The sequence below is a fragment of the Thermoflavifilum thermophilum genome (assembly GCF_900116565.1).
In the GTDB taxonomy this organism is placed as follows: Bacteria; Bacteroidota; Bacteroidia; order Chitinophagales; family Chitinophagaceae; genus Thermoflavifilum; species Thermoflavifilum thermophilum.
The window spans coordinates 538,808-562,365 of the sequence record NZ_FPCJ01000001.1 but is presented as its reverse complement, the minus strand read 5'-3'; the positions used below and the strand labels follow the sequence as shown (position 1 = coordinate 562,365).

Annotated in this window: 30 protein-coding genes; 25 read left to right on the top strand and 5 right to left on the bottom strand. The window is 46.0% G+C overall.

From position 1 onward, the window contains the following. Positions 1–25: 25 nt before the first annotated feature. The 23 genes from rplP to carA all read left to right on the top strand — a co-directional run bounded on the left by rplP (position 26) and on the right by carA (position 12,328). A complete protein-coding gene (gene rplP, locus BM367_RS02415; protein ID WP_092457212.1) occupies positions 26–448 on the top strand; it encodes a 50S ribosomal protein L16 in 423 nt (140 codons plus the stop codon). A gap of 11 nt (positions 449–459) precedes the next feature. Beyond that, a complete protein-coding gene (rpmC, locus tag BM367_RS02410; RefSeq protein ID WP_092457209.1) occupies positions 460–699 on the top strand; it encodes a 50S ribosomal protein L29 in 240 nt (79 codons plus the stop codon). Positions 700–707: 8 nt separating this feature from the next. Next, positions 708–965, top strand: a complete 258-nt coding sequence (gene rpsQ / locus BM367_RS02405) for a 30S ribosomal protein S17 (RefSeq protein ID WP_092457206.1) — start codon at positions 708–710, stop codon at positions 963–965. Between the two features lie 43 nt (positions 966–1,008). Beyond that, positions 1,009–1,377, top strand: coding sequence for a 50S ribosomal protein L14 (gene rplN, locus BM367_RS02400; RefSeq protein WP_092457203.1), 369 nt, complete (start codon positions 1,009–1,011; stop codon positions 1,375–1,377). 61 nt (positions 1,378–1,438) lie between these two features. Continuing rightward, positions 1,439–1,780, top strand: coding sequence for a 50S ribosomal protein L24 (gene rplX, locus BM367_RS02395; RefSeq protein ID WP_092457200.1), 342 nt, complete (start codon positions 1,439–1,441; stop codon positions 1,778–1,780). 5 nt (positions 1,781–1,785) lie between these two features. After that, complete coding sequence (gene rplE / locus BM367_RS02390) at positions 1,786–2,358, top strand: 50S ribosomal protein L5 (RefSeq protein WP_092457197.1); 573 nt, start codon at positions 1,786–1,788, stop codon at positions 2,356–2,358. A gap of 6 nt (positions 2,359–2,364) precedes the next feature. Then, positions 2,365–2,634, top strand: coding sequence for a 30S ribosomal protein S14 (rpsN, locus tag BM367_RS02385; RefSeq protein ID WP_092457194.1), 270 nt, complete (start codon positions 2,365–2,367; stop codon positions 2,632–2,634). 22 nt (positions 2,635–2,656) lie between these two features. Further along, positions 2,657–3,055, top strand: coding sequence for a 30S ribosomal protein S8 (rpsH, locus tag BM367_RS02380; RefSeq protein WP_449649452.1), 399 nt, complete (start codon positions 2,657–2,659; stop codon positions 3,053–3,055). A gap of 41 nt (positions 3,056–3,096) precedes the next feature. Then, entirely contained in the window at positions 3,097–3,651 is a 555-nt protein-coding gene (gene rplF / locus BM367_RS02375) for a 50S ribosomal protein L6 (RefSeq protein WP_092457191.1), read from the top strand. 65 nt (positions 3,652–3,716) lie between these two features. Beyond that, on the top strand, positions 3,717–4,070 hold the full coding sequence (gene rplR, locus BM367_RS02370; protein ID WP_092457189.1) for a 50S ribosomal protein L18: 354 nt from the start codon (positions 3,717–3,719) through the stop codon (positions 4,068–4,070). 20 nt (positions 4,071–4,090) lie between these two features. Continuing rightward, positions 4,091–4,609 (top strand): 30S ribosomal protein S5, encoded by a 519-nt coding sequence (rpsE, locus tag BM367_RS02365; RefSeq protein WP_092457186.1) that lies wholly within the window; start codon positions 4,091–4,093, stop codon positions 4,607–4,609. Between the two features lie 54 nt (positions 4,610–4,663). After that, positions 4,664–4,855, top strand: coding sequence for a 50S ribosomal protein L30 (gene rpmD, locus BM367_RS02360; protein WP_222842555.1), 192 nt, complete (start codon positions 4,664–4,666; stop codon positions 4,853–4,855). A gap of 28 nt (positions 4,856–4,883) precedes the next feature. Continuing rightward, the gene (gene rplO / locus BM367_RS02355) at positions 4,884–5,336 is read left to right on the top strand and encodes a 50S ribosomal protein L15 (protein ID WP_092457178.1); all 453 of its coding nucleotides are present in this window, start codon (positions 4,884–4,886) and stop codon (positions 5,334–5,336) included. 36 nt (positions 5,337–5,372) lie between these two features. Continuing rightward, the gene (secY, locus tag BM367_RS02350; protein WP_245759981.1) at positions 5,373–6,704 is read left to right on the top strand and encodes a preprotein translocase subunit SecY; all 1,332 of its coding nucleotides are present in this window, start codon (positions 5,373–5,375) and stop codon (positions 6,702–6,704) included. 26 nt (positions 6,705–6,730) lie between these two features. Then, a complete protein-coding gene (gene map / locus BM367_RS02345) occupies positions 6,731–7,567 on the top strand; it encodes a type I methionyl aminopeptidase (protein WP_092457172.1) in 837 nt (278 codons plus the stop codon). Between the two features lie 51 nt (positions 7,568–7,618). Continuing rightward, positions 7,619–7,837 (top strand): translation initiation factor IF-1, encoded by a 219-nt coding sequence (gene infA, locus BM367_RS02340; RefSeq protein ID WP_092457170.1) that lies wholly within the window; start codon positions 7,619–7,621, stop codon positions 7,835–7,837. A gap of 17 nt (positions 7,838–7,854) precedes the next feature. Then, the gene (gene ykgO / locus BM367_RS02335; RefSeq protein ID WP_038084689.1) at positions 7,855–7,971 is read left to right on the top strand and encodes a type B 50S ribosomal protein L36; all 117 of its coding nucleotides are present in this window, start codon (positions 7,855–7,857) and stop codon (positions 7,969–7,971) included. Positions 7,972–8,001: 30 nt separating this feature from the next. Then, positions 8,002–8,382: a 30S ribosomal protein S13 gene (gene rpsM / locus BM367_RS02330; RefSeq protein ID WP_092457167.1), complete on the top strand. Its 381-nt coding sequence runs from the start codon at positions 8,002–8,004 to the stop codon at positions 8,380–8,382. Between the two features lie 67 nt (positions 8,383–8,449). Continuing rightward, positions 8,450–8,851 (top strand): 30S ribosomal protein S11, encoded by a 402-nt coding sequence (gene rpsK / locus BM367_RS02325; RefSeq protein ID WP_092457163.1) that lies wholly within the window; start codon positions 8,450–8,452, stop codon positions 8,849–8,851. Positions 8,852–8,899: 48 nt separating this feature from the next. Then, positions 8,900–9,505, top strand: a complete 606-nt coding sequence (rpsD, locus tag BM367_RS02320) for a 30S ribosomal protein S4 (protein WP_092457160.1) — start codon at positions 8,900–8,902, stop codon at positions 9,503–9,505. A 38-nt stretch (positions 9,506–9,543) separates the two neighbouring features. Continuing rightward, positions 9,544–10,539: a DNA-directed RNA polymerase subunit alpha gene (locus BM367_RS02315; RefSeq protein WP_092457157.1), complete on the top strand. Its 996-nt coding sequence runs from the start codon at positions 9,544–9,546 to the stop codon at positions 10,537–10,539. 58 nt (positions 10,540–10,597) lie between these two features. Continuing rightward, the gene (gene rplQ / locus BM367_RS02310) at positions 10,598–11,101 is read left to right on the top strand and encodes a 50S ribosomal protein L17 (RefSeq protein WP_092457154.1); all 504 of its coding nucleotides are present in this window, start codon (positions 10,598–10,600) and stop codon (positions 11,099–11,101) included. Positions 11,102–11,203: 102 nt separating this feature from the next. Continuing rightward, positions 11,204–12,328 carry a glutamine-hydrolyzing carbamoyl-phosphate synthase small subunit gene (gene carA, locus BM367_RS02305; RefSeq protein ID WP_092457151.1) on the top strand — a complete coding sequence of 375 codons (1,125 nt, stop codon included), beginning with the start codon at positions 11,204–11,206 and terminating at the stop codon, positions 12,326–12,328. 449 nt (positions 12,329–12,777) lie between these two features. Here the strand turns inward: carA and BM367_RS02300 are convergent, their stop codons facing one another. From BM367_RS02300 to BM367_RS02290, 3 genes are all read right to left on the bottom strand, one after another. After that, positions 12,778–15,039: a transferrin receptor-like dimerization domain-containing protein gene (locus BM367_RS02300; RefSeq protein WP_245759872.1), complete on the bottom strand. Its 2,262-nt coding sequence runs from the start codon at positions 15,037–15,039 to the stop codon at positions 12,778–12,780. A 90-nt stretch (positions 15,040–15,129) separates the two neighbouring features. After that, positions 15,130–16,329, bottom strand: a complete 1,200-nt coding sequence (locus BM367_RS02295; protein WP_092457147.1) for a pyridoxal phosphate-dependent aminotransferase — start codon at positions 16,327–16,329, stop codon at positions 15,130–15,132. A 156-nt stretch (positions 16,330–16,485) separates the two neighbouring features. After that, positions 16,486–16,890, bottom strand: coding sequence for a DUF1573 domain-containing protein (locus tag BM367_RS02290; RefSeq protein WP_092457144.1), 405 nt, complete (start codon positions 16,888–16,890; stop codon positions 16,486–16,488). A 214-nt stretch (positions 16,891–17,104) separates the two neighbouring features. Here BM367_RS02290 and BM367_RS02285 point away from each other — a divergent pair, with 214 nt between their 5' ends. Then, positions 17,105–19,498 (top strand): alpha-ketoacid dehydrogenase subunit alpha/beta, encoded by a 2,394-nt coding sequence (locus tag BM367_RS02285; protein ID WP_092457141.1) that lies wholly within the window; start codon positions 17,105–17,107, stop codon positions 19,496–19,498. 120 nt (positions 19,499–19,618) lie between these two features. Here the strand turns inward: BM367_RS02285 and BM367_RS02280 are convergent, their stop codons facing one another. Further along, positions 19,619–20,899, bottom strand: a complete 1,281-nt coding sequence (locus BM367_RS02280; protein ID WP_092457139.1) for a hypothetical protein — start codon at positions 20,897–20,899, stop codon at positions 19,619–19,621. Between the two features lie 193 nt (positions 20,900–21,092). Here BM367_RS02280 and BM367_RS02275 point away from each other — a divergent pair, with 193 nt between their 5' ends. Beyond that, positions 21,093–21,614 (top strand): class IV adenylate cyclase, encoded by a 522-nt coding sequence (locus BM367_RS02275; protein ID WP_222842554.1) that lies wholly within the window; start codon positions 21,093–21,095, stop codon positions 21,612–21,614. Here BM367_RS02275 and dnaG read toward each other — a convergent pair. After that, positions 21,601–23,556 carry a DNA primase gene (dnaG, locus tag BM367_RS02270; protein WP_092457133.1) on the bottom strand — a complete coding sequence of 652 codons (1,956 nt, stop codon included), beginning with the start codon at positions 23,554–23,556 and terminating at the stop codon, positions 21,601–21,603. The two genes, BM367_RS02275 and dnaG, sit on opposite strands and share 14 nt — an antisense overlap. Positions 23,557–23,558 lie beyond the last annotated feature (2 nt).

The following is a 23,558-nucleotide window of genomic DNA, read 5'->3' as shown; positions in this document are numbered from 1 at the left end:
TTGAATCCACTAATGTATTTGAATCATGTTACAGCCTAAACGTACCAAGCACAGAAAAATGCAGAAGGGCCGGATCAAAGGGGTGGCCCAGCGGGGAAATACCCTTGCCTTTGGTTCATTTGGCCTGAAGGCACTGGAACCACACTGGATCACCGACCGGCAGATAGAGGCAGCCCGGGTAGCCCTTACCCGGCACATGAAAAGGGAAGGGAATATCTGGATTCGCATTTTTCCCGATAAGCCCATCACCAAGAAACCACTGGAGGTGAGGATGGGAAAAGGGAAAGGCTCCCCCGACCATTGGGCAGCCGTGGTACAACCCGGTCGCATTCTGTTTGAAGCTGATGGGGTACCTATGGATGTAGCTAAGGAAGCTCTGCGCCTGGCAGCCCAGAAACTGCCTATTAAAACCAAATTCGTGGTGAGACCTGATTTTGAAGCTCAATAATAAATGGATCCATGGCAAAGACAAAAATTGATCTGAAAGCACTTAGCGATCAGGACCTGGAACAAAAAATCGCCGAAGAAACCTTGCATCTGAAGCGGCTGAAATTCAGCCATGCCATTTCCCCGCTGGAAAATCCGATGAGTATTCGGCAAACCCGCAGGGAAATTGCCAGGCTGAAGACAGAACTTCGGCGCCGGCAGCTTCAGGCCCGACAGGATGCAGCCATTCAATCTGAAAATAATAAACAATAACATACATCATGGCAGAACGAAGCTTAAGAAAAACCAGGGTGGGTGTGGTCACCAGCAATAAAATGCAGAAAACCATTACGGTGAGTGTGGAACGTCGCGTGAAGCACCCGATCTATGGAAAGTTCATCAAAAAAACCACCAAGTTTCTGGCACACGATGAAAACAACAGCTGCCAGATAGGTGATGTGGTGCGCATCATGGAAACCCGCCCCCTGAGCAAAAGAAAATGCTGGCGTTTGGTGGAAATTATTCAACGCGCCCAATAATATTGCCCGGCTATTTTGATTATGCTTTAAAAACCTTTTTACCATGATACAGCAGGAATCCAGATTGAAAGTAGCGGATAACAGCGGAGCTAAAGAAGTACTCTGCATCCGGGTGCTGGGCAACTCCGGTCAGACCTATGCAGGCATTGGAGATAAAATTGTAGTGACAGTTAAAGATGCAATCCCGTCGGGAGGCATTAAAAAAGGCACTGTTTCCAAAGCCGTCATTGTGCGCACCAAGAGCAAGCTCCGCAGAAAAGACGGATCCTATATCCGTTTTGACGACAATGCCGTGGTGCTGCTCAACAATATGGATGAACCCAGAGGCACCCGTATCTTCGGACCGGTAGCCCGGGAATTGCGTGACAAAGGATACATGAAAATCATTTCCCTTGCACCGGAAGTGCTATAAAATTGTATCTTTGCGCCCCTAAAAACCGTATACGTTTTTATTTATCCGCAAATGCTTGTTCATGAAAAAGAGATTTAAACCCAAGTTTCATATCAAAAAAGGCGACCAGGTAGTGGTCATTGCCGGTGAAGATAAAGACAGAACCCGCCCCAGACGGGTGCTGGCTGTGTATCCCGACAAGCAGCGGGTATTGGTCGAAGGCGTAAATATTGTTACCAAACACACCAAACCCAGTGCCCAGAATCCGCGCGGAGGTATTGTGAAAATGGAAGCCCCCATTCATATTTCCAATGTGATGCTATGGGATAGCAAAGCCGGGGCTCCCACCCGCATCAGCCGTTCGCGCGATGAAAACGGTAAACCCGTAAGAATATCCAAAAAATCTGGTGAAATCATCAAATAACAAGCATGAGTACAACGAATTATATTCCCAGGCTTCAGAAAAAATATCGCGAGGAAGTAGTACCTGCCCTGATGGAAAAATTTCACTACACCAGTGTGATGCAGGTACCCAGGTTGCTGAAAATATGCCTCAACCAGGGCGTGAATGGAGCCGTAAATGATAAGAAACTCGTGGATGTTGCCGTGGAAGAAATGACCCGCATAGCCGGGCAGCGAGCTGTACCTACTTTGGCCAAAAAAGATATTTCCAATTTTAAACTTCGTCGCAATATGCCCATCGGGGTGCGGGTAACCCTGCGGGGCGTGCGGATGTATGAATTCATGGATCGGCTCATATCCATTGCCCTGCCCCGTGTGCGCGACTTCAGAGGGGTGAATGAAAAATCATTTGATGGCCGGGGCAATTATACTTTGGGCATTACCGAGCAAATTATCTTCCCCGAAATCGATATTGATAAGGTGAGCAAAATCAACGGCATGGATATCACCTTTGTGACATCCGCCGAAACCGACGAAGAAGCCTATGAATTGCTAAGATTAATGGGAATGCCATTCCGAAATATCAATCCAAAAGCCTGATTCACTATGTCAAAACAATCCATCATTGCCAGAGAAAGAAAACGTGAACGGCTGGTCGCCAAATACGCCGAAAAACGGGCAGCCCTGAAAGCCGCAGGCGACTACAAGGCACTGGACGCACTTCCCAAAAATTCGTCGCCCGTGCGCCTGCGTAACCGCTGCCAGCTTACCGGCCGTCCCAGAGGATATATCCGCTATTTCGGAATTTCCCGTATTAAATTCCGGGAGATGGCACTGGAAGGAAAGATTCCCGGTGTAAGAAAAGCTTCATGGTAACATTAAAATTTGCAAACAGATTATGGTGACAGATCCCATAGCAGATTACCTGACCCGCATCCGCAATGCCCAGATGGCCGGTCATCGGATTGTCGAAATACCGGCTTCCAATCTGAAAAAACGGATGACGGAAATTCTGTATGAAAAGGGTTATATCCTGAAATATAAGTTTGAAGATGATAACAAACAGGGGATTATCAAAATTGCCCTGAAATATGATCCTCAAACCCGGCAGCCAGCCATCCGTATGCTGGAAAGAGTGAGCCGTCCGGGACTTCGCAGGTATGCCAAACCTCAAGACCTGCCTCGGGTGAAGAATGGCCTTGGTATTGCCATCGTTTCCACCTCCCGTGGGGTGATGACCGATAAAGAAGCCAGGGCTCAGCACATCGGAGGTGAGGTGTTGTGTGTGGTGTATTGATACAAAGCTGATTTGTTTCAAAGCTGAAGAAGATTTTGATTATGTCTCGCATAGCAAAAATACCGGTAAAAATTCCAGCAGGCGTTACGGTACAGGTTTCGCCGGCTAATGAAGTGACCGTAAAAGGTCCCAAAGGGGAACTCTCCCTTGCGGTAGATCGGGATATCCAGGTGATTGTTCAGTCAGGAGAAATTGTGGTAAAACGCCCCACCGATCAAATCCGGCACAAAGAGCTTCACGGTACCTACAGAGCTTTGCTGGCTAATATGGTAAAAGGCGTTTCGGAAGGATTTCGCAAGGAACTGGAATTGGTGGGGGTTGGCTACAGAGCTAATGCCCAGGGGCAGCTGCTGGATATTACCGTAGGGTATTCCCATAACATCCTGATGGAAGTACCTAAAGAGGTGAAAGTGAAAACCGAAGCCGAAAAGGGGCAAAACCCCAAAATCATACTGGAAAGTGCAGATAAGCAATTGCTTGGTGCAGTTGCCGCCAAAATCAGAAGTCTGCGCAAGCCTGAGCCCTACAAAGGCAAGGGTATCCGCTATGCCGATGAGGTAGTACGCCGCAAGGCAGGTAAAAGTGCCGGTAAATAAATAATGCATTCCCTGGTTCCGCGCTTCCGACCAAGACCGGAAGCCATTAAAACAGGAAATTTGATATGAAAAAACAATTATCCAGACGAGAAAAAATTCATCTCCGCATCCGCAAGCGGATCTCGGGTACACCAACCCGTCCCAGGCTCTCCGTATTCCGGAGCAACACATCTATCTATGCCCAGCTGATTGATGATACCAAAGGGCATACTTTAGCAGCTGCATCATCCCGCGATAAGGATATTGCCGCTAAAAAAGGTACCAAAACCGAGAAATCCTATTGGGTAGGAGAGGCATTAGCTAAAAAAGCATTGGCACTAGGTATTACCCAATGCGTGTTTGACCGGAGTGGCTACCTATACCATGGCCGGGTAAAAGCGCTGGCAGAAGGAGCACGTGCAGCAGGTTTACAATTTTAACTTGATTTATTAAACAGCATATGGCTAAACAACACATTCAACGGGTAAAAGCTGGCGATCTGGAGTTAAAGGAAAAAGTGGTCGCCATCAATCGTGTGACCAAGACTACGAAAGGTGGAAGAAACTTTAGCTTTTCAGCACTGGTAGTGGTTGGAAATGGCAAAGGTGTGGTAGGTCACGGACTGGGTAAAGCTAAGGAAGTTCAGGAAGCCATCAACAAAGGCATTGACGATGCGAAAAAAAACCTGATTCGTGTGCCTATTATTCACGGCACCATTCCGCATGAGCAATTTGCCAAGGAAGGAGCTGCCAAGGTACTGATCAAGCCCGCAGCTCACGGAACGGGAGTAATTGCTGGTGGTTCCATGCGTGCTGTGCTCGAAAGTGCTGGGATTACCGATGTGCTTACCAAGTCCCTGGGCTCAACCAACCCGCATAACGTGGTAAAAGCAACCTTCAAGGCTCTTGCCATGTTGCGTGAGCCTATACAAGTAGCGCGAGATCGCCACGTTTCATTGAAAAAAGTGTTCAACGGATAAAACCGGTGCATGGACAATTGCTTACCCATGCAAGAAACCATTAATTTTTTTACCATGGGAAAAATCAGAATCACACAGATAAGAAGTGCAATAGACCGGCCTGAACGCCAGAAAAAGACACTTCAGGCGCTTGGCCTGAAAAAGCTGCACGCCACCGTGGAACACGAGGCTACTCCCCAGATTCTGGGTATGGTGCGGAAAGTGCAGCATCTGGTAAGCGTACAACCCATCAACGAAGAAAAATAAAACTTAACTTTGTTAAACGAACTTGTTTATGCAATTACATACGCTCAAACCGGCTGCCGGATCAGTAAAAAAAGCCAAACGACTGGGAAGAGGAGAAGCTTCCGGCAAGGGTGGAACATCAACCAGAGGTACCAAAGGTCACCAATCACGCTCAGGATATAAAATCAAAAAAGGACATGAAGGAGGCCAGATGCCCCTGCATCGCCGCGTGCCCAAAAGAGGATTCAGTCATCCCGATAAACAATTGTTCAAAATTGTAAACCTGAGCCAGGTAGATGCCTGGGTACAAAAATACGGATTACGAGAAATTTCGCCTGAAGTATTGCAACAAACAGGTTTAATGAAAAATACCGAACGGTTGAAGATTCTGGCAAAAGGTAGTTTTACCGCCAAAGGGGTGCGTTTTGTTGCCCATGCGGCCAGTGCTCAAGCCCGAAAAGCCATCGAAGCAGCAGGATGTGAATTGCAGCTGATTTCATAATTATCAGCCAAATAAAACTCACCCGCCGTGAAAAGAATGATTGAAACGATACGAAATATCTGGAGCATCGAGGATTTGCGCAAACGCATTCTCTATACATTCGGGCTAATTTTTGTGTATCGTATTGGTTCATTTATCATTCTGCCGGGCATCAATCCGGCCTTACTCACCCTTCAGAATGCGCAGAAGGGGTTGCTGGGCTTGTTTGATATGTTTGCCGGAGGATCGTTCAGCCGGGCATCCATTTTTGCCCTGGGTATCATGCCCTATATCTCTGCTTCCATTGCCATGCAATTGCTTACCATTGCCGTACCCTCCTTTGCCAAATTGCAAAAAGAAGGTGAGAGCGGGCAGAAGCGCATCAATCAGTACACCCGCTGGCTTACTGTGATAGTCACGGCTTTTCAGGCTCTGGCATATGTAACTTATTTGAGGCAGCAATCGGGTGCAGCTATTCTTCCACAATTCAGTCCGTTCTTTTTTGCTTTTTCAACCATCGTGGTTCTTACGGCAGGTACTTTGTTTGTCATGTGGTTGGGTGAAAAAATTACCGACAAAGGCATTGGCAATGGTGCGTCTATCATCATTGAAATTGGTATTCTTGCCCGTTTGCCGCACGCCCTTGTGGCTGAGTTTAATGCAAAAAATACTTCCGGCGGAGGTGGATTGCTGATTTTCCTGATTGAAATTGCTTTTCTGGTGCTGGTGGTAATGGGGTTGGTGGTACTTGTGCAGGGTACCCGGAAAGTGCCGGTCAATTATGCAAAACGCATGGTAGGCACCCGGCAGATCGGGGGTGTACGTCAGTTTCTCCCGCTGAAAGTAAATGCAGCCGGTGTGATGCCCATCATCTTTGCACAGGCTATCATGTTTATACCCATGACTGTGGTAGGCTTTACCAATCCGGAAAGCCAAACCGGAGGTTTTATCCGCGCCTTAAGTGATTATACTTCTTTCTGGTATAACCTCATTTACGGCTTCATGGTCATTATCTTCACCTATTTCTATACTGCACTTATTTTCAACCCCACCCAGATTGCTGATGAAATGAAACGCAACAATGGCTTTATTCCCGGAGTGAAGCCCGGCAAGCCTACGGCTGAATTTATTGGCAGCATTATGGATCGCATTACCTTACCCGGAGCCTTTTTCCTGGCCATTGTCGGTATCCTGCCTGGTTTTGCGCATGCTCTGGGTGTCAATACCGTATTTGCCAGTTTCTTTGGGGGTACATCCCTGCTTATTATTGTGGGTGTAATTTTAGATACCTTGCAGCAGATTGAAAGCCAGCTTTTGATGCGTCATTACGACGGATTGATGAAATCCGGAAGGATTGCCGGACGTGCGGCTCAAATGACTACCACCTAAAGTGCTTCAGCCAGCAGCTAAAAAATATGATCATTTATAAATCAGAAGAAGACATCAATCGAATCCGAAAAAGTGCCAGACTGGTTTCTCAAACACTTGCAGAGATTGCCCGTCATTTGAAACCTGGCATAACCACTCGCGAAATAGATTCGCTTGTAGAAACTTATATCCGCGAACATGGCGCCATCCCTTCGTTTAAAAACTATCAGGGATATCCGGCCAGCTGTTGTGTGTCTGTGAATGATCGGGTAGTGCATGGCATACCCGATGGATACGAGCTACAGGAAGGTGATATTGTATCGGTAGACTGTGGTGTATTGCTCGACGGTTTTCATGGCGACAGTGCCTATACTTTTGCAATCGGACAGGTAGAGGAAGAAGTGCTTGCCCTTATGGCTGCCACCAAAACCGCCCTCTACAAAGGCATTGAACAGGCTGTTGCAGGTAACCGAATCGGGGATATTGCCTTTGCTATCCAGCAATATACCGAACGCGAGAGAGGTTATGGGGTGGTGAGAGAACTGGTAGGCCATGGATTGGGCAGGGAATTGCACGAAGATCCGCAGGTACCCAACTACGGGAAACGCGGAACGGGCATTCTCCTCCGGGAAGGCCTGGTCATTGCCATTGAGCCCATGATCAACCTGGGAACCCGAAAAATCCGCTATCTGGAAGATGGATGGACAGTTGTCACACAGGACCATAAACCCTCGGCTCATTATGAACATACCCTTGTGGTGCGACAGAAAAAAGCTGAAATTCTTTCCGATTTCAGGATAGTGGAAGAAGCCGAGCAGAGCAATCCGTACTTAAATACCAGTTATTATCGCTGGGTAGGTGTACATGAACCGGTGGAACATTGATTTTTGCCTGTTTTCAAATAATTATGCTATCTTTGCAGTCCTTAAAAATTTATGGCCAAACAAGCACTCATCAAACAAGACGGAGTTATCGTGGAAGCTTTATCCAATGCCATGTTCAGGGTGAGGCTTGAAAATGGGCATGAAATTATTGCCACTATTTCCGGGAAGATGCGTATGCACTACATAAAGATTTTGCCCGGTGATAAGGTGGGTGTGGAAATGAGTCCGTATGACCTGACCAGGGGAAGAATCATATTTCGGTACAAATAGTTTAAATCATTGCAGATATGAAAGTCAGAGCTTCAATCAAGAAAAGGAGTGCCGATTGCAAAATTGTGCGTCGGAAAGGGAAACTATACGTAATTAACAAAAAGAACCCCCGGTTTAAGCAAAGACAAGGATAATTCCAATCAAAAAAGAACAATCCAGCATATATGGCACGTATTGCAGGTATAGACTTACCCAGGAACAAAAGTGGCGAAATCGGATTAACCTATATCTATGGCATTGGTCGTTCCACCGCCCGTTACATTCTGGATAAAGCGGGCATTGATCCCCAAAAAAAGGTGAAAGACTGGAACGACGAAGAGCTCACCCAGATCCGGTCTATCATCAACAATGAAATCAAGGTTGAGGGCGCCTTGCGTTCGGAAGTGCAGCTTAACATCAAACGGCTGCTCGATATCGGATGCTATCGGGGATTGCGGCACAGGAAGGGTTTGCCTGTAAGAGGCCAGCGCACACGTACCAACGCCCGTACCCGCAAGGGTAGAAGAAAAACGGTGGCTGGAAAGAAGAAAGCGCCGAAGAAATAAAGCCTGAACGCATTGCTGCGTAAACAATTGCATGTTTTTATCGCATATCTGAAATACATCGATAGCTATGGCCAAGTCAACAATGAGCAGTGCAAAAGCCGCCCGCAAAAGGGTAGTGAAAGTAGATCCCTATGGGGATGTGCATATTTTAGCCAGTTTCAACAACATTATCATCAGCATCACCAACAAGCAAGGCCAGGTAATTTCCTGGTCTTCGGCCGGTAAGATGGGGTTTCGTGGATCGAAAAAAAATACCCCGTATGCCGCACAGCTGGCAGCTCAGGATGCTGCAAAAGCAGCAGTGGATGCCGGATTGAAAAAGGCGGATGTGTACGTAAAAGGGCCTGGGGCCGGCCGTGAAAGTGCTATACGTGCCATAGCCAATGCAGGTATTGAAATCAACACCATTAAAGATGTAACTCCGCTGCCTCATAATGGTTGCAGGCCACCCAAAAAGAGAAGGGTATAAACTTTTTCGACTTGACATAAAGCCTAACGATATTAAACAGTACTTTCCATGGCAAGATATACGGGTCCAAAGACAAGAATTTGCAGAATATTCGGAGAGCCCATTCTGGGAAACGGTAAATATTTGACGAAGAATAGCCTCCCGCCCGGTCAGCATGGTGCTGCCCGGAAACGCAAACAGCTGGGAGAATATGCGCTTCAGCTTCGTGAAAAACAAAAGGCAAAATATACCTATGGCGTGCTGGAAAGGCAATTTAAAAAACTGTTTTATGAAGCCAGCCGGCAGAAAGGGGTTACCGGTGAAACCCTCATGAAGTTGCTGGAGGCTCGTCTGGACAATACCGTATATCGCCTCGGTTTGGCTCCTTCCCGGCCTGCAGCCCGTCAGCTGGTATCGCATAAACACATCACCGTGAACGGACATATTGTGAATATTCCTTCCTATCAGCTGAAGCCGGGTGATATCATTGGCCTGAAACCCAAATCGGCCTCAAACTCAGCCATCACCAGCAATTTCAGGGGGAAAAACCCCAAGTTCACGTGGCTGGATTGGAATGAAAAAGAAATGAAAGGCACCTTCTTGGCTTATCCGGAACGGGATATGATTCCGGAAAATATTAAGGAGCAACTGATCGTAGAATTGTATTCAAAATAAACTTCTCAATATTCTTTATTTAAAAAGTTGTTTGGATTATGGCAATCCTAAATTTTCAGAAACCAGATAAAATCGTGCTTCAGAAATCAAGCGATTTTGAAGCACAATTCGAGTTTCGCCCGCTGGAACCCGGCTATGGCGTAACCATTGGAAATGCCCTTCGCAGGGTGCTGCTTTCCTCCCTGGAAGGTTATGCCATTTCAGGTGTGAAAATTGAAGGTGTGGATCATGAATTTACCACCATCAAAGGGGTAACAGAGGATGTAACGGAAATTATTTTAAACCTGAAGCAGGTAAGGCTGAAAAAAATTGCAGAAGGCGAAATCACCAGCGAAAAAGTACATATTTCCCTGAAGAATCAGCAGGAATTCAGGGCAGGTATGATTGGCAAGGCCACCAATACCTTCCAGGTGATGAATCCGGATCTGCTGATTTGTACCATGGACCCCTCAGCCAAACTGGAGATGGAACTGACTATCATTAAAGGCCGGGGATATGTTCCTGCTGAAGAAAATAAACCCAAGGATGCTCCATTTGGGTATATCCCTATGGATGCCATTTTTACACCCATTAAAAATGTGCGTTACACGGTTGAAAATACCCGTGTGGAGCAAAAAACTGATTATGAAAAGCTCATCATGGAAGTGGTTACCGATGGCACGATTCATCCCGAAGAGGCTGTCAAGGAAGCTTCCCGTATACTGATTCAGCATTTGATGATCATTACCGACGAAAACATCAGTTTCGATACAAAAGACACCGAAAAAGAACAAACCGTAGATGAAAAAACCCTGCAGCTGAAGAAAATCTTGAAAACACCATTGGAAGATCTTGATCTTTCGGTGCGTGCTTTCAACTGCCTGAAAGCTGCCAAAATCAACTCGCTCAGCGAACTGGTGCAATACGACCAGGAAGAACTGATGAAGTTCCGCAACTTTGGTCAGAAATCACTGAGTGAAATTGAACAGGTGTTGGCCGAGCGTGGATTGCATTTCGGTATGGACCTTTCCAAGCTAAACCTGGACGACGATTAAAATTTATTTATTGTTTACTTTCTCCCTGCCATCGGGGTGAAATTCAAATCCATTTGTTATGCGACACGGAGTGAAGATCAATCATCTGGGAAGAACCAAAGAACATCGCGGGGCCCTGCTCAGAAACCTAGCCTGCCAGCTCATTCAGCATAAGCGTATCATCACCACACTGGCCAAAGCACGCGCCCTTCGGCAGTTTGTAGAGCCTTTGCTGACACGTGCTAAAACAGACAATATGCATAATCGCTGGCTGGTATTCAGTTATCTGCAACACAAAACAGCCGTTAAGGAATTATTTGACGTCATTGGTGAAAAAATCGCACAACGCCCCGGTGGCTATACCCGTATCATTAAACTGGGTACACGCCCCGGAGATGCAGCAGAGCAAGCGCTTATCGAGCTGGTAGATTTTAACGAGACCTACAAAAAATCTGCTACCACACAGAAAGCAGCCACCCGTAAAACAAGGCGGGGAGGAAGAAAAAAGAGCAGTACAGGCCAGACAGCTGAAGCGGAAGCTGCATCAACAACAGAAAACCCATCATCCGAAGCTGCACAATGACCCCCATCTTCATACCGAACTTTTCTCGCAAAGACAAAGCTTTCCGCTTTGTCTTTTTTATTTTTGTAAAAATTGTTTCAAACCTTTCAACCAGATTTTGCAATGGCTTCAACAATTGCACCCCGTGCCGTTTTGCTGCTTGAAGACGGCACCTGTTATTACGGGAAAGCTTTTGGTAAAATAGGCACTACTTCCGGTGAAATATGTTTCAATACCGGCATGACTGGTTATCAGGAAGTATTCACAGATCCTTCCTACACCGGGCAGTTGCTGGTAATGAACAACTGCTATATCGGTAACTATGGCGTAAAAGCCGACGAGGTGGAATCTGATTCTATTAAAATCAAGGGGTTGATTTGCAAGAATATCTCTCATTTCTATTCCAGGACACTGGCCACATCATCTCTTGAACAATATTTGCTCGAAAACGGACTGGTAGCCATTCATCAGGTTGACACCCGTGCGCTGGTGATTCACATCCGCAATAAAGGCGCTATGAATGCTGTTATATCGTCTGAAACGGATGATTTGTCCTACTTGCAAAAAGTTTTGGAACAAACACCCCGTATGGAAGGGCTGGATCTGGCATCAGAAGCTTCAACGGATCATGCTTATACACTTGGCGATCCCCGGTCCGGTGTGCGAATTGCTGTTATTGATTACGGGGTCAAACGCCATATCCTGCAGTGCCTGGTTGATCGGGGCGCATATTTGAAAGTTTTCCCGGCATGTGTTACCCTACAAGAATGTGAAGACTTTCAGCCTGATGGTTATTTTGTTTCCAACGGCCCGGGAGATCCGGCAGCCATGCCGCATGTCGTGCAATTGGTTAAGCAAATCCTGAGCACGAAAAAACCGTTTTTTGGCATCTGCCTGGGGCATCAGCTTCTGGCTCTTGCCAATGGCATCCCAACCTATAAAATGCACCATGGTCACCGGGGCTTGAATCACCCGGTTAAGAATCTGATTAGCAATCGCAGTGAAATCACCACCCAGAACCATGGATTTGCCGTAGATCCGGATGCCCTGCGCCTTTCAAAGCACATGGAAATTACCCACATCAACCTCAACGATGGATCTATTGAAGGTATGCGCATGAAATATCAACCCGCTTTTTCAGTGCAATATCATCCTGAATCTACACCAGGGCCGCATGATTCCAGATACTTGTTTGATGATTTCATCAGGCAGGTAAAAATGTATCAGAACGCTCCTGTAAACGCCTAAAAAAAATTTGTGATTAAGGCTTTGTTAAATTCGGGAAATTTCCTATACTTGCGAATACAAAAAAGAAATGTCCCCTAGACAGGGGACATCTGATGCACAGTTAGGTAACTCCTTATTACCCACTACCATTTTCAAGCACCATATGAACAAGTATGGTGCCAATTTTTTATAAAGAAGTTTTATTTCTCAAGAACTATTTGTAAGTCTTTCTCTTTCACTCTTTCTGTATCACGCTGCAAATTTAGCTTATTCCGGGTTTTGTTTCGTATCATACCCCCAAGTTTTACATACAATTAATAATTCTTTTCACATAAATAGATATTATATTAAACTATATCCATAATTCAAATGCAATTTACTTAAAAAAATGATTATAAAAAATATTTTCTGTTATTGTTTATGACAAAATTACTCTATTTTACATTATTTTGAAAATAAAAAATGAAAATTTAATTTTTATTAATATGATTTAATTTTTCGATTTGGTTTGCCAATCTTTCCAGGGCTGTTGCTTCTTCATGGATTTGCTGCTGAGCTTCCTGCCAATTGTCTTGTTCAATGGCTTCACGGGCGCCAGGAAGCGTTTTCACACCGTAGCCTGTGTATAGGCCGGGTGCATAAATCGTGTGTTGATACCATGGGCGATGCGGAAGTCCATTCAGATCCAGCAGGCACTGTTCGCTGTGTGGCAGCATTTCATTCAGCTGTCGGAGCACCTGGGGCGGGATTTTCTCTATTTCCCGGGAATAGGATGCATATGCCCGGCTTAAGGTGTCCAGGCGACTCAGGGCATTTAACAGCGGACTAAAATCCAGATAGGGAACGGGTTTTTTGGGAGTCGGGGGACTGAAATGTTGCTGTGGATCGCTGGAAAGTACATATACCCTGTTTTCAATCCACTGATTGACAGTGGCAGCGGTGTCTCTTTTTTGCTGTTCCAATCTTTGCAGTTGATGGACATAGGATTTTACTGTTTCCGTGAAATGAGTGAAATCAAACGGCAGCAGATCACAATTGGCGAGCCTGAGCAAGCATCTGCCCATGGTCTTGCTGAGGGTAATGCCATAGCTGAAGGCGGAATCCTTAAACCGGATGTAATTGAGATAGGTGTCATACAGTGTATGGTATTCCCCGCCTTCATCCTCGCCGCCATATCCTACATTCAGGGAAGCAATGCCTGCATGTTGCAGGAAAGGCGAATAGTCCGATCCGGAGCCTAATGCGCTGATATGCACAAACCGTTCACCGTCCAGTGCAGGAGCATTTGCGCCGTCGTGGCTGATGATCCGCGCTCTCAGTCGTGCCAGCACATTGGTATCGGTTTCAGGGTCGGGGACGCTGAGGGCTACTTCGTTAAAAAACTTCTCCAGAGTATGGGATCCTCCCACGCCCAGAAATCCTCTGCCATTGCCATCGCTGTTCAGGTAAACGACTGCTTTTTGCTGCAGTTCGCTCAAATGATCTTCCACCCATTCGGTGGATCCCAGCAAACCTTGTTCTTCGCCGTCCCAGGCGCAGAAAACCAGGGTGCGTTGTGGTTGCCAACCCTGTTTATGCAATTCGGCAATTGCCTTTGCTTCGGCCAGCATGGCTACCTGTCCGCTGATGGGATCTGCAGCTCCGTGAACCCAGGCATCGTAATGATTGCCGCGGATGATCCATTGATCCGGATATAATTTTCCGGGCATCATGGCTATCACATCATAGCAGGGAACCAGATCCCATTTGAATTTCAGCTTCAGATGTACAACGGCAGGCCCTGCCCCCAGATGATAGGTGATGGGTAAGGCTCCCCGCCAGGATGGAGGCGCTACAGGTCCGGAAAGAGCTTCCAGCAGTGGTTGTGCATCATGATAGGAAATGGGCAACACAGGAATTTTGGTAAATACCTGCACCTGATCCAGGCTCAGCCGTTTGGCTTGAGGGGTAGCTGCAACGCCGGGTGTGAGCGGATCTCCGGAATAAACCGGCATATCCATAACCGATCCGCGTTGTACTCCCCATGGATTCTTGAACGGACCTGTAGGGTAAGTATCACCCTGAAAATAACCATCGTCGGCAGGATCAGAATAGATGATACAACCAATAGCTCCGTGCTCTGCAGCTACTTTGGGCTTGATACCTCGCCAGGAATGGCCATATCGTGCAATCACGATTTTACCTTTCACATCAATTCCGTATCGGGCAAGCGTTTCATAATCTTCTGGCAGACCATAATTCACATATACGAGCTCTCCTGTCACATCTCCATCTGCTGAATATGCATTAAAGGGAGGAAGTGCCTGTTGAATCTGCTGGGTATAAGGGTCGTTTGCTACTGGTTTTTCCATTAAAGAGGCAGTGAAATGATGCGGGGCTGATAATTCCAGAATGCGTATCTCGGGAGTAGGGAAAAGCACTTTGTAGCTATCGATCCGGGTTTGATAGCCCCAGGCACGAAACAAAGAATCCAGGAAGAGGGTATTTTGATGATCATAGGTTGAACCCAGGTGATGGGGCTGAGCAGCCAGGCGTTTCATCCAGTTACCCAGATCACGGGCCTGAAGCAAATGATCAAACTGTTGTTCCAGTTGCGTTTCGGCGGATGCGTGCGCTGTTGTAAAACCTATTATCCCGGCGGGTGCTGATGAAGACTGACCAAAACCTTGATAGGCATGCAGAAATACCAATAATAACCCCATTTCAGGGATGCGCAGGCGTAAGGTATGCATAGTGCTTAGATTTTGTGATACGAAAATATCGTGCACATGCAGGAAATGCAAGCTAAATTTTCATGACTGGGCGGAACATACAAAATGTGGTTAAGGCATGCAGCGGTCAGGATATTGTTCCAGCGCAATTTTCAGGCAATGCATGGCCCGGATCAGGGCGGTTTCTTCAAGCACATAGGCGATGCGTACTTCCTGCAGGCCCAGACCGGGTGTGGCATAAAATCCGGCTCCGGGCGCCATCATCACGGTTTCTCCTTCATAGGAAAAACTTTCCAGCATCCACTGGCAGAAACTGTCGGCATCTTTTACCGGAAGACGGGCCATGGCGTAAAATGCTCCTTGCGGCATCGGACAAAACACACCCGGTATTTCATTCAGCAATTTTACCAGGGTATCTCTGCGTTGTTTGTACTCCTGGCGTGTGGCTTGGAAATAATCCGGTGGAAGATCCAGAGCCGCAGCTGCACCGATTTGTTCGAGGGTTGGGGGCGAAAGCCGTGCCTGTGCGTATTTTAAAGCGGAGGCGACAACCTCGGGATGATGTGAAATCAATGCGCCGATGCGGGCTCCACAGGCACTGTAGCGCTTGGAAATGGTATCAAGCAAAACAACTTGATCACGGATCGATGACAGGCTAAGAGCTGAATAATGGGTACCTTCATAACAAAATTCCCGGTAGGCCTCATCGGAAAACAAAAATAGCTGGTGTTTACGGCAAAAATCTTCCAGCACCCGCAGCTCCTCAAGGGTATATACATGTCCGGTAGGGTTGTTGGGATTGCATATCAGCACGGCCCGCGTACGAGGCCCGATGGCTTGTTCAAAAGCTTCCCGATCCGGCAGGGCAAAACCGCTTTCAATGTCAGATGGTATGGACTTTACCTGAATACCCGTTTCGGCAGCAAAGCCCAGATAATTTGCATAACAAGGCTCCGGAATCAATACCTCATCGCCAGCATCCAGGCAGGTCATCATAGCAAACAAAATAGCCTCTGAACCACCTGTGGTAACGATGATTTCATCAGGAGATACTTTGAGACCCAGGCGTTGATAATATTGGGCCAATTTCTCCCTGAAAGGATAATTCCCGGCACTATGGCTATAGGCCAGTACATCAAGTTGTGCATTTTTGATCGCTTGCAGAAAGGCCGGTGGTGTTTTAATATCAGGTTGGCCGATATTCAAATAATGGATGTGAATACCTTTCCGGGCGGCCTGTTCAGCAAACGGTACCAGTTTGCGGATAGGCGAAGCAGGCATTTGTAGTGCACGCTGACTGACTGATAACATGTGGCAAACTTAAGATATTTCAGTTGCATAATGCATGCTATGTAGAATGAAAGCAAACCCAGCTGATGAAAAATAGCTGAAGGAATGGATTATTGGATATAAAAAGAAAAGCCGCTGTTGAAGCGGCTTTTCAAACATTTAACTACACAAGCAAAATCATTGTACTACTTTACCTGTAAAATGCAAATCCAGTTCCTGATCAATGCCTTTAAATTTCACCGAAACTGTTTTGCTGGCTTCTCCCAACACGGCCGCATTGTAGGTAGCAACTATTTTTCCTTCCTTACCGGGCAGCACGGGTTCCTGCGTGTAGCTGGGCGTGGTGCAGCCGCAAGATGGCCGAACATTTTCAATAATCAAAGGTGTATTACCCACATTTTTGAATACGAAAGTAACGGAAACCGGATGGTTTAGTTTCGTTGTTCCGAAATCAATTGTTTCCTGATTAAACTTCACCTTACCGGCAAAAGGATCGGATGATTGTGCGGATGAAGCTGTTTGCGCCATGGCCGGCAGCAGGGCACCTAACAGCATGGACAAGCTCAATATCAGTTTTTTCATGGGAAAAATGTTTTAAATGAAAAATTTTGTTCTGTTCAAAGCTCATCAAATTTACTACCAAAATATAAACAATAGCAGATAAATGATTCAAAATTCTACAAAATTTTTTCTTCCTTCGTGAGAAATTATACACGGGATAGCGGGGTTTGTCCTTCAGAAAAAAGGTAAATTTGTTAACATCGCACCTTCAATGTAAAGCTAAATAACCATACGCATGATGATTTCTGCTGAAACCCATTCCGAGCAGCTTTCCTTTGAAGAATTTCGCCGCCAGGTATTGCGCGATTACAGGATTGCCTGCGAAAGCCGGGAGGCCAGCGTGTTGGGCAGAAAAGAAGTATTAAATGGCAGGGCCAAGTTTGGCATTTTTGGCGATGGCAAGGAAGTACCGCAGGTGGCATTGGCACGTTTTTTCCGACCGGGTGATATTCGTTCGGGATATTATCGGGATCAAACGCTGGCTTTTGCTACGGGTATGGCCACAATAGAGCAGTTTTTCTCCCAGCTGTATGCGGATATTGACCCAGCACACGATCCCTTTTCATCAGGCCGGCAGATGAACAGCCATTTTGCTACGCCTTTTGTGGATGAAAACGGTCAATGGCTGGATCTGGTAAACCGATACAATTCCGCTGCCGATCTGGCTCCTACGGCTGCACAGATGCCGCGTTCACTGGGACTGGCTTTTGCTTCCAAATTGTTCAGGCATTTACCTTCCTTGCAATCACTCACCCACCTGTCACATCACGGTGATGAAGTATGTTTTGTGACGATTGGCGATGCCAGTACTTCAGAAGGATTGTTTTGGGAAACCATCAATGCCGCGGGTGTATTGCAGGTGCCCATGGCTGTGTTTGTGTGGGATGATGGCTATGGCATTTCCGTCCCCCGTAAGTTGCAAACTACCAAGAATTCCATTTCTGCCGTGATGGAAGGGTTTCGTCGCTCTGGCAAATCCAATGGCTGGGATATTTATCGGGTAAAAGGATGGGATTATGCAGAAATGTGTGAAGTATTTGAAGCCGGTATTCAGCGGGTTCGCGAGCATCATATCCCCGCCTTATTTCATGTGGAAGAGCTTACACAACCGCTGGGACATTCTACTTCGGGTTCACACGAGCGATACAAAAGCAAGGAGCGTTTGGAATGGGAAAAAGAATGGGACTGCAATCGCAAAATGCGGGAATGGATTTTGGATAATCAGCTGGCTACAGAAGAAGACCTGAACGCGCTGGAGCAAGAGGCCCGTCAATCTGTGCAGCAGGCCAGGCAACGAGCATGGGAAAAATATATGCAGCCCATTCGTGAGCAAGTAAAGCAGGTGATTTCATTGGGTAAAAAGTTGATGCAACATCCACAGGCTCACAAACCAATCATCAGCAAACTTTTGCAAGAACTCGCAGCTGAACAGGCTCCCTTTCATAAAGATGTATTGAAAACCGCTTCCCGCATTGCGCAAATGCATCATCATCTGCCCGATCCTGCCAAAGAAGAATTATTGAAATTCTGTGAAGAAAGAAGAGCATTTTACAAAAAAGCCTACAACACCCATTTATATGCAGATGGACCGATTTCAGCATTATCAGTTCCGGAAGTAAAACCTGTATACGACGAAAATGCTCCTTTGATTAACGGATATGAAGTGTTAAATCGTTATTTCGATGATTTGTTTTCTTATCATCCCACTGTATTTGCATTCGGCGAGGATGTAGGTAAAATCGGTGATGTAAACCAGGCATTTGCAGGCTTGCAGCAGAAGTATGGTGCTGATCGCATTTTCGATACAGGCATTCGTGAAGCTACCATCATTGGTCAGGGAATTGGTATGGCCATGCGAGGTTTGCGCCCTATTGCTGAAATTCAGTATCTGGATTATCTGCTTTTTGCTTTGCAAACACTTAGTGATGATGTAGCAACCCTGCATTATCGTACCAACGGGATACAGATTTGTCCGATTATTGTGCGTACCCGCGGGCATCGGCTGGAAGGCATCTGGCATTCCGGCTCGCCCATGCAATTGCTGCTCGGTGCTTTGCGGGGCATGTACATTTGTGTGCCCCGGAATATGGTTAAAGCTGCAGGTATGTATAATACGCTGTTGCGTGCTGCTGAACCCGCATTAGTAATTGAATGTTTAAATGGTTACCGCTTAAAAGAAAGAATGCCTTCCAATATTCGTGAATATACTGTACCAATGGGTGTTCCGGAAGTGATGAGGGAAGGAACAGATATTACCATAGTTTCCTATGGTTCTATTTTGCGTATAGCATCTGAGGCGGCCGATCGGTTGCAGCATGATTTTGGTATTTCCTGTGAATTGATTGATGTGCAGACTTTATTGCCTTTTGATATTCATCATCGCATTGTAGAATCATTGAAAAAAACCAATCGGATTTTGTTCCTCGATGAAGATGTACCGGGAGGCGCAACGGCTTATATGATGCAGGAAGTAATTGAGAAACAGGGTGGATATCGCTGGCTGGATGTAGCTCCCCGCACATTAAGTGCACAGGCTCATCGTCCTGCTTATGGTACAGATGGAGATTATTTTTCCAAACCCAATGCAGAAGATATCATTGATAATGTACTCGAAATGATGCGGGAATAGGAAAACAAGTTTCCCGCATCATTTCATATTGCATTTGGTAAACATTATCTTGAATGCAGAATTACGTTTGACTTTTGCCGATGGAGATATCTGATTACTTGCACCTTGTCTCTGTATCCGTTAATAAATCTTAAATCGGTACTTAATATTATCCGTTGAGTTTTTCAGCTCATCAATGTTGATAGATGCTTTCATATCATTTATTGCTTCTTGTTCAAGCTGGGCAAATTCCTGCTGTTTCTGTTTAATCAGGTTTTTATCAGCCAATCCATTGTCGGCGGCAATCTGAAGGGCATTGTTCACCTGCGCATAATAATTATCCAGCAAAGTGAAATACTCGTTGTAAATATTTTCAAAACGTTTGGTTAACAATACCAGGTCCTCCAGTTGATTATTTACTTCCTTCAGATTTCCGTTTTCCCGCAGTAATCTTTCATAATCAATTTTTCCGGTCTTTGGATTTGTATATTGTTTTTCCAGCTGATTGAAATATTGTTCTACTCTTTCCCGTGTGAAGGTGAGAAAGAATTGATTCATGGCTTCTGCAAGTGATTTGTTTTTCCGATCGGGCAAATTAAATTTCATAGCAGAAGCCGTGAACAGCAGATGATTATATAAATCCTCATGCAGGCTGTTTAGCTGATCCCTGTTAAAGTTCAAACCATATTTAAATTTCTGGTTACCTTCATTTAATGAGGTGTAAAACATCACGTACTTGTTCAGCTCATTTTCAAACGCTTTCAGATTTTTTTGGTTGATTGACTTATCTGTAATGCTGATGCTTTGGAAGAAAGTCATAATTGCATTGGCTATACCCAAGGGAGGTGAAAGAGCGGTAAAGCTTTTGAATATCGGGCTGTTGATAATGGAATTGGTTGATTCTACAATTTTTTGATTTCGTTTGTTTGCATCGGCCTTGCCTTCCAGTACAATTTTTTTAACCAGCTCAATTACGCGTTCGTTAAAGGAAAACCCCAGTTCTTTGCTTTCAGGATTATTAATGGAAGCGATAAATACATCCAGGTTGTTTGTACTGGCACGGCTTTTCAGGTCAATGATTTTTTTGTTTAGCAGGTAATAAGTTTGGGTAGCATTGATAATATTGTTTTTCATCAACTGGTATTTGGTCATATTATCCACTTCGCGGCCCTGGAGCAGGCCCTGGATGGCTATGGCATTCTGGCGGTCACTTTCCGATAGTTTTTTAATTTGCTGATACAGGCTTTGCAGGATGCTGTCTGTGGTCTGGATACGCATATGTTCCAGCCCCATGCTTACCGTATCTGTAACAGGAGTAAGTGTATCCGGAATCACCACACTCGCTGTGTCCTGTGCATAGGCAGATATATGGATGATGAGCAAGATGAGCCACCACAAATTTGCATACAAAGATTTGGGCATGGCCGTGGACAACTGGTTTATTCTTTTGAGGAAAAAGGTTATGGCGTTTGTGATCATGTATGAATATTTAAGCATAATCTTGTATGTTGATGTGTACAAATTTAATTGACTCAACTCATTTATCAGAGATTGATCGGTAATTTTGCCTGTTCTCTTTAAAATGTTTTAACAATCATGCCAAAAATTAAACATGATGCCGGTGAATGTGGAATTTAAAGCCCGGGTGGCCGGACTTGCTGATGCGCGTCATTGGTTGCAGAGCCAGCATGCCAGATTTATAGGCACTGACGAACAGGTGGATGTGTATTTCCGGGTGCCGGAGGGCAGGTTAAAATTGCGGATAGGCAATATTGAACGGGCTTTGATTTACTACCGGAGGGAAGAAAATGCTGCTATCAGGCAATCAGATGTATGGCTCTATCCCCTACAGGATGCACAAAACTTAAAACAGCTGCTGGCGGCTTGTTTGGGTATATTGGGTGAGGTTCATAAAAAACGAGAGATTTATTTCATCGGGCAAACCAAATTTCATCTCGATGAAGTGAGTGGTTTGGGATTTTTTGTGGAAGCAGAAGTTATTGAGGATTCTGCAACTGTGGATAAACAGCAAATGGAACAACTGGCAGCGTATTATCGTGATTCGCTGCACATCGCTGCCGATCAGCTTGTGCAGGCATCTTATCTGGATTTGATATTGGCTGCTAATGATAAATAACCGTGCCTGTAGCTTCGGCGAGCTGTTTTTCGAGGGCTTTAAGTTGTTGATGCAATTCGATGCAATGCAGCATTTCTTCTTCGGTTTGTGCTTGCTGGAGTTCACGAAGGTTATCGGCTATCATTTTTTTCAGTTTGTGCATTTTCAAATGGTGGACGGTCTGAATAGCTTGCTCAATGGGTATATCATGTTCGCGTTGTATCTGGAGTTGAAAGCGTTGTTCCCAGTTTTCGCTCAGGGGTTCATCCGATTGCAGATTCAGCACTTCGGCTACAAACTTTCCGATTTCCGGATTTTCGTGATACAGGAAATAACGCAGATCAATGGTTTGCTGTTTTTCATACAGTTGCTGGTATTCCAGCATAATCATCTTGGCTATGGGATGTTCCATTAATTCCAGTTGTACGCCCTGGTTAAAAATGAAATCAGCAATGGTGTAATTTTCTTTCAGAGGCAGCTGTCCGTATTTTAGTAAAATCTTGATCAACCCTTTTTCCTGCTGCTCATCCTGCTGAAGCAGTTGCAGGGTATCTGCCTTGTTTGCATCTTCAGCGGTTTGCGCAAGCAACTGGCCTTCAGCTTGTGTGGAAGCCGGAATGGATTTGCGCTGCAGTTGTTCCCGGATGAATTTATTGACAAGCGAAGTGAGCCCCTGTTCATCGATATGCAGCATCTGGCTGCAACGGCGAATATAATCCTGCCTGCGCAGAAAATCTGTGCTATCGTGCAAATGAGCCAGGGTAGCGGCTATTTGATTGATTAAGGCTGATTTTTTTTCAATATCATCCGATGCGCCTGCTGCGGCTGTTTCCAGCTGAAAGAGGATGATATCTTTTTTATGGGTTGCGATAAATTCTTTGAGAGCCTGGGCTCCATGCTTGTAAACAAAGCTGTCCGGATCTTCGCCATCGGGCAAAAGTACCAGCCGCACATCCAGCCCCTGTTCCAGAGCCAGATCCATCCCGCGCTGGGCAGCTTTGATGCCGGCAGCATCGCCATCGTAGACAATGGTTAGCCTGCGGGTAAGCTTTCGGATCAGCTGCAATTGATCGGTCGTGAGCGAAGTGCCGCTGGAAGCTACTGTGTTTTCAATTCCAGCCTGATGCATGGCCAGCACGTCCATATAGCCTTCCACCAGCAGGCATTCATCTTCTTTTCCGATAGCCTGCCGGGCCTGGTAAAGGCCGTACAGGATTTTGCTTTTAACGTAAATCTCATTTTCCGGCGTGTTGATGTATTTGGGTGTATGCGGATCGTTGCGCAGGCTGCGAGCGCCGAAGCCAGCTATCTTGCCGCTGAGGTTGTGAACGGGGAAAATGATGCGGCCCGCATAAGGATCGCGATAGGGAAATTCGCTTCCCTGTGCGCCTGCTCGCCTGGCAATGAGTCCGGTCTTCAGGAGATATTCTGCGTGATAACCTTTATCCAGCGCTGCCCGGGCAAATGCATCTCCATTCTCCGGATTGTATCCCAGCTGAAATTTTTGGATGATATGTTCCCGCAGGCCTCTTTCCTGCAGGTAACTCAGCCCGATATGCCGCCCTTCATCGGTTTCCAGTAAGGCGTGGGTGAAAAACTCCTGTGCAAAATGGTTGATGATAAAAAGGCTGTCGGCCAGCATTTGCTGTTCCTTCCACTCGGGTGAAACAGCCGTTTCCTGCAGCTCTACATGATAACGCTGAGCGAGCCAGCGGATAGCTTCCACATAGCTCAGCTTTTCGTGTTCCATCAGGAAGCCAATGACATTGCCACTGCGGCCGCAGCCAAAACATTTATAAATTTCTTTGCTTGGCGAGACCGTAAAAGAGGGTGTTTTTTCATGGTGAAACGGACAAAGCCCCAGATAGTTGGCTCCCCGCTTTTTCAGACGTACAAAACTGCCAATGACATCCACAATGTCAACCCGCTGCAGCACTTCTGAAATACTCTCCCTGGAAATCACGA

What these genes read in the sequence shown, in the direction of transcription:
- rpsQ (WP_092457206.1), top strand. Translation starts at nt 708, where the DNA reads ATGGCAGAACGAAGCTTAAGAAAAACCAGGGTGGGTGTGGTCACCAGC.
- rplF (WP_092457191.1), top strand. Translation starts at nt 3,097, where the DNA reads ATGTCTCGCATAGCAAAAATACCGGTAAAAATTCCAGCAGGCGTTACG.
- carA (WP_092457151.1), top strand. Translation starts at nt 11,204, where the DNA reads ATGGCTTCAACAATTGCACCCCGTGCCGTTTTGCTGCTTGAAGACGGC.
- ykgO (WP_038084689.1), top strand. Translation starts at nt 7,855, where the DNA reads ATGAAAGTCAGAGCTTCAATCAAGAAAAGGAGTGCCGATTGCAAAATT.
- rpsK (WP_092457163.1), top strand. Translation starts at nt 8,450, where the DNA reads ATGGCCAAGTCAACAATGAGCAGTGCAAAAGCCGCCCGCAAAAGGGTA.
- secY (WP_245759981.1), top strand. Translation starts at nt 5,373, where the DNA reads ATGATTGAAACGATACGAAATATCTGGAGCATCGAGGATTTGCGCAAA.
- rpsN (WP_092457194.1), top strand. Translation starts at nt 2,365, where the DNA reads ATGTCAAAACAATCCATCATTGCCAGAGAAAGAAAACGTGAACGGCTG.
- infA (WP_092457170.1), top strand. Translation starts at nt 7,619, where the DNA reads ATGGCCAAACAAGCACTCATCAAACAAGACGGAGTTATCGTGGAAGCT.
- rplO (WP_092457178.1), top strand. Translation starts at nt 4,884, where the DNA reads ATGCAATTACATACGCTCAAACCGGCTGCCGGATCAGTAAAAAAAGCC.
- BM367_RS02290 (WP_092457144.1), bottom strand. Translation starts at nt 16,890, where the DNA reads ATGAAAAAACTGATATTGAGCTTGTCCATGCTGTTAGGTGCCCTGCTG.
- BM367_RS02300 (WP_245759872.1), bottom strand. Translation starts at nt 15,039, where the DNA reads ATGCATACCTTACGCCTGCGCATCCCTGAAATGGGGTTATTATTGGTA.
- rpmC (WP_092457209.1), top strand. Translation starts at nt 460, where the DNA reads ATGGCAAAGACAAAAATTGATCTGAAAGCACTTAGCGATCAGGACCTG.
- rpsE (WP_092457186.1), top strand. Translation starts at nt 4,091, where the DNA reads ATGGCTAAACAACACATTCAACGGGTAAAAGCTGGCGATCTGGAGTTA.
- rplN (WP_092457203.1), top strand. Translation starts at nt 1,009, where the DNA reads ATGATACAGCAGGAATCCAGATTGAAAGTAGCGGATAACAGCGGAGCT.
- BM367_RS02275 (WP_222842554.1), top strand. Translation starts at nt 21,093, where the DNA reads ATGCCGGTGAATGTGGAATTTAAAGCCCGGGTGGCCGGACTTGCTGAT.
- BM367_RS02295 (WP_092457147.1), bottom strand. Translation starts at nt 16,329, where the DNA reads ATGTTATCAGTCAGTCAGCGTGCACTACAAATGCCTGCTTCGCCTATC.
- rpsM (WP_092457167.1), top strand. Translation starts at nt 8,002, where the DNA reads ATGGCACGTATTGCAGGTATAGACTTACCCAGGAACAAAAGTGGCGAA.
- rpmD (WP_222842555.1), top strand. Translation starts at nt 4,664, where the DNA reads ATGGGAAAAATCAGAATCACACAGATAAGAAGTGCAATAGACCGGCCT.
- rpsH (WP_449649452.1), top strand. Translation starts at nt 2,657, where the DNA reads ATGGTGACAGATCCCATAGCAGATTACCTGACCCGCATCCGCAATGCC.
- rplP (WP_092457212.1), top strand. Translation starts at nt 26, where the DNA reads ATGTTACAGCCTAAACGTACCAAGCACAGAAAAATGCAGAAGGGCCGG.
- map (WP_092457172.1), top strand. Translation starts at nt 6,731, where the DNA reads ATGATCATTTATAAATCAGAAGAAGACATCAATCGAATCCGAAAAAGT.
- rpsD (WP_092457160.1), top strand. Translation starts at nt 8,900, where the DNA reads ATGGCAAGATATACGGGTCCAAAGACAAGAATTTGCAGAATATTCGGA.
- rplX (WP_092457200.1), top strand. Translation starts at nt 1,439, where the DNA reads ATGAAAAAGAGATTTAAACCCAAGTTTCATATCAAAAAAGGCGACCAG.
- rplQ (WP_092457154.1), top strand. Translation starts at nt 10,598, where the DNA reads ATGCGACACGGAGTGAAGATCAATCATCTGGGAAGAACCAAAGAACAT.
- BM367_RS02315 (WP_092457157.1), top strand. Translation starts at nt 9,544, where the DNA reads ATGGCAATCCTAAATTTTCAGAAACCAGATAAAATCGTGCTTCAGAAA.
- BM367_RS02280 (WP_092457139.1), bottom strand. Translation starts at nt 20,899, where the DNA reads ATGCCCAAATCTTTGTATGCAAATTTGTGGTGGCTCATCTTGCTCATC.
- rplE (WP_092457197.1), top strand. Translation starts at nt 1,786, where the DNA reads ATGAGTACAACGAATTATATTCCCAGGCTTCAGAAAAAATATCGCGAG.
- rplR (WP_092457189.1), top strand. Translation starts at nt 3,717, where the DNA reads ATGAAAAAACAATTATCCAGACGAGAAAAAATTCATCTCCGCATCCGC.
- BM367_RS02285 (WP_092457141.1), top strand. Translation starts at nt 17,105, where the DNA reads ATGATGATTTCTGCTGAAACCCATTCCGAGCAGCTTTCCTTTGAAGAA.